Source organism: Nocardioides sp. P5_C9_2, assembly GCF_054049555.1.
Window position 1 is genome coordinate 1 of the sequence record NZ_JBFUMD010000439.1, and the last position, 3,331, is coordinate 3,331.

3 protein-coding genes are annotated in these 3,331 nt (G+C 68.8%); 1 reads left to right on the top strand and 2 read right to left on the bottom strand.

The window, feature by feature from the left end; all coding sequences use genetic code 11:
• Both ACXJKL_RS17685 and ACXJKL_RS17690 read right to left on the bottom strand, forming a co-directional pair.
• Window positions 1–484, bottom strand: a 484-nt coding sequence (locus ACXJKL_RS17685) for a carbohydrate ABC transporter permease (RefSeq protein ID WP_457208324.1), incomplete at its 3' end; no start/stop codon positions are given.
• A gap of 4 nt (window positions 485–488) precedes the next feature.
• Window positions 489–1,835, bottom strand: a complete 1,347-nt coding sequence (locus tag ACXJKL_RS17690; protein WP_457208325.1) for an ABC transporter substrate-binding protein — start codon at window positions 1,833–1,835, stop codon at window positions 489–491.
• Between the two features lie 166 nt (window positions 1,836–2,001).
• Here ACXJKL_RS17690 and ACXJKL_RS17695 point away from each other — a divergent pair.
• On the top strand, window positions 2,002–3,331 hold a 1,330-nt coding region (locus tag ACXJKL_RS17695; RefSeq protein WP_457208326.1), incomplete at its 3' end, for a beta-galactosidase.

Below are 3,331 nucleotides of genomic sequence, written 5' to 3' on the forward strand. Positions count from 1 at the left end.
CCTGGTTGATGAGGCCCTGGTCGCGGGAGTAGAAGAGCTGCCAGATGAAGCCGATCAGCGCCACCGACAGCACGACCGGCATGTAGAAGGCCGTCTGGTAGAACCGGCTGCCCCGCATCTCCCGGTCCAGGATCACGGCCAGCAGGATGCCGAGCAGTGTCGGGAAGGCGAAGAGGAAGGCGAGCCAGATCAGGTTGTGCTGGACGGCCGGCCAGAACGGCGGGTAGATGGTGGCGATGTCCTTGTAGTTCTGGAACCCCACCCACTCGATCGTGTCGAGGTCGCCGAAGCCGTTCCACGTGCCGAACGACAGCACCAGCGACAACGACGCCGGCAGCCACACCAGTCCGACGACGAAGAGGGTGGGGATCACCAGCATCAGGGCGACGACGAGCCGGTCCCTCGGCGCAAGCCGCTTCTCCCGCCGCTGGGTCGGCGGGCCCTCGGCCTCCTGGGACGGCGTGGCCTCTTCGGTGGTGGCCATCGGCTCAGCCGAAGATCGAGGCGGCTTGTTCCTGGATGCTGGACGTGATGCCGTCGATGTCGTCCGGGTTCTTCAGGAAGTCCTGGATCGACGGGATCATCACCGTGTTGGCGAAGTCGGCGTTGGTGTCGCGGTCCATGAACTGCGCGATGTTGGCGGCCGCACCGACGACCTCGGCCGACTTCTTCTGCAGGTCGCTGTACGTCGAGGTGCTCGCGCCGGAGTTGGCCGCGATCATCGGGGCGTCGGCGCCGTTGTTGGCCGCATCGGCGGCGGCGGCGCTGCCGAGCCACTTGACCATCGCCATGCCGGCCTCCTGGTTCTTGCCGCCGGCCGCGACGCAGAAGCCGTCGATGGGGGCGTCGAGCGCGTCGGCGCCGATGCTGGAGTCGAGCTCGGGGAAGGTGAAGAAGTCGAGGTCGTCGGAGATGTCGGCCACGGCGTCGACGACGAAGGTGCCGAGCAGGTACATGCCGCAGTCGCCCTTGCTCATGGAGGTGGCGGCCTCCTGCCAGGTGCGACCCAGGGGGTCCTCCTGGTGGTAGGGCAGGAGCGTGCGCCACGTCTCGAAGACCTGCTTGACCTCGTCGCTGTCCCACTGCTCGTCCCCGGCCATCAGGCTCATGTGGTAGTCGAAGCCGTTGAGGCGCATGTTGAGGATGTCGAAGGTGCCCATGGCCGGCCACCCGTCCTTGTCCCCGAACGCGAACGGGGTGACGCCCGTGCCCTGCATGTCGTCCATGAGGGCCATGAAGTCGTCCTTCGTCTCCGGCGGCGCCCAGCCGTTCTTGTCGAAGACCGACTTGCGGTAGAAGACCGCCCACGGGTAGTAGTCCTTCGGCACGAAGTACTGCTTGCCGTCCGGCGCGGTCGCCGCCTGCTTGAACGAGTCGCTCATCCCGTCGATCGGCCACTCGCCGCTGAGGTCGGTGATCAGCCCGGCCTCGGCGAACTGCGCCATCCGGAAACCGGCGAACCACGTGAACACGTCGTCCGGGGTGCCCTGCAGGTAGGTGCTGATGTTCTCCTGGAACGTGTTGTGGTCGACCGCGTTGATGGACACCTCGGTGTCCGTCTCCTTGGTGTACGCCGCGGCCATCGCGGCGAGCCGGTCGTAGGCGGGACCCGAGCCCTTCGCCTCGTTGATGCCGAGCTTCACGGAGGCCCCGGAACCGGAGGAGTCGCCGGAGTCGTCTCCGCCGCACGCGGCGAGCAGGCCGCCCGAGCCGAGGGCGAGGCCGCTCAGCGCCATGCCGCGGAGCACGGAGCGGCGGGTCGCCGCCATGGTCGTCAGGGCGGAACGCGGCACGGCGTCGCCGCCGGGAATGCCGGCAGATCGGGGTCGGGACACAACAGCCTCCTGGGCACAGAACCGAACAGAGGTCGACAGCATGTGACGGCGGACACACCTTCGTCAAGGCCTTTCGGTCTCACTTTGGTCGCGATATAGACATTTTCCAACGGAACTTCGATCGGATCCGTTGACTTTCGCGTGTGCTGCTCGTCACAGTGACGTCATGCCCACCTCGCTCCCTCCCCTCGCCCTCGGCGGCGACTACAACCCCGAGCAGTGGTCCCCCGACGTGCAGGCGGAGGACCGCACGCTCATGCAGGAGGCCGGGGTGGACCTGGTCACGCTCGGCGTCTTCTCGTGGGCGCACCTGCAACCCACCCCCGACACCTGGGACTTCGCGTGGCTCGACGAGCAGATGGACGAGCTGCACGCGGCGGGCATCCGCGTCGACCTCGCCACCGCGACCGCGTCGCCCCCGCCGTGGCTCACCCACCGGCACCCGGAGATGCTTCCGGTGACGCAGGACGGACGCACCCTGTGGCCCGGCGGTCGCCAGTCGTTCTGCCCGAGCTCCCCGGTCCACCGCGAGCACGCCCTGGCGCTGTGCCGCCGGATGGGCGAGCGGTACGCCGACCACCCCGCGCTCGCCCTGTGGCAMGTGTCCAACGAGCTCGGCTGCCACAACGCGCGGTGCTACTGCGACGTGAGCGCGGTGGCCTTCCGCGACTGGCTGCGCGCCCGGTACGGCGACGTGGACCGGCTCAACGAGGCGTGGGGGACGGCGTTCTGGTCACAGCGGTACGGCGACTTCGCCGAGGTCCTCCCCCCGCGTTCCGCGCCGGCCTTCCCCAACCCCACCCAGCAGCTGGACTTCCTGCGGTTCTCCTCCGACCAGCTGCTCGAGAACTTCGTGGTCGAGCGCGACGTCCTGCACGAGGTGTCCCCGGGCGTGCCGGTGACCACCAACTTCATGGTCATGAGACAGACCTTCGAGATGGACTACCTGCGCTGGGGCCGTGAGCTCGACGTCGTCTCCAACGACCACTACCTGATGGCGTCGGACCCGCACCCGCACCGCGAGCTCGCCTTCAGCGCCGACCTCACCCGCGGCACCGCCGACGGGAAGCCCTGGCTGCTGATGGAGCACTCCACCAGCGCGGTCAACTGGCAGCCACGCAACCGCGCCAAGGCGCCGGGCGAGACGATCCGCTCGAGCCTGGCGCACGTGGCCCACGGCGCGGACGCCGTGCTGTTCTTCCAGTGGCGGGCCTCCCGCGCCGGCGCGGAGAAGTTCCACTCGGCCCTGCTCCCCCACGCCGGGACGGACTCCCGGCTGTGGCGCGAGGTGGTGCAGCTCTCCGAGGTGCTCGACTCGATCGAGGAGATCAGCGGCAGCCGCGCCGACAACCGGGCCGCCATCCTCTACGACTGGGAGGCCTGGTGGGGCTGCGAGCTCGACTCGCACCCGAGCATCGACGTCACCTACCGCGACCGGGCCGAGGACTTCCACCGGTCCCTGTCCGCCGCCGGGATCGGGGTCGACGTCGTGCACC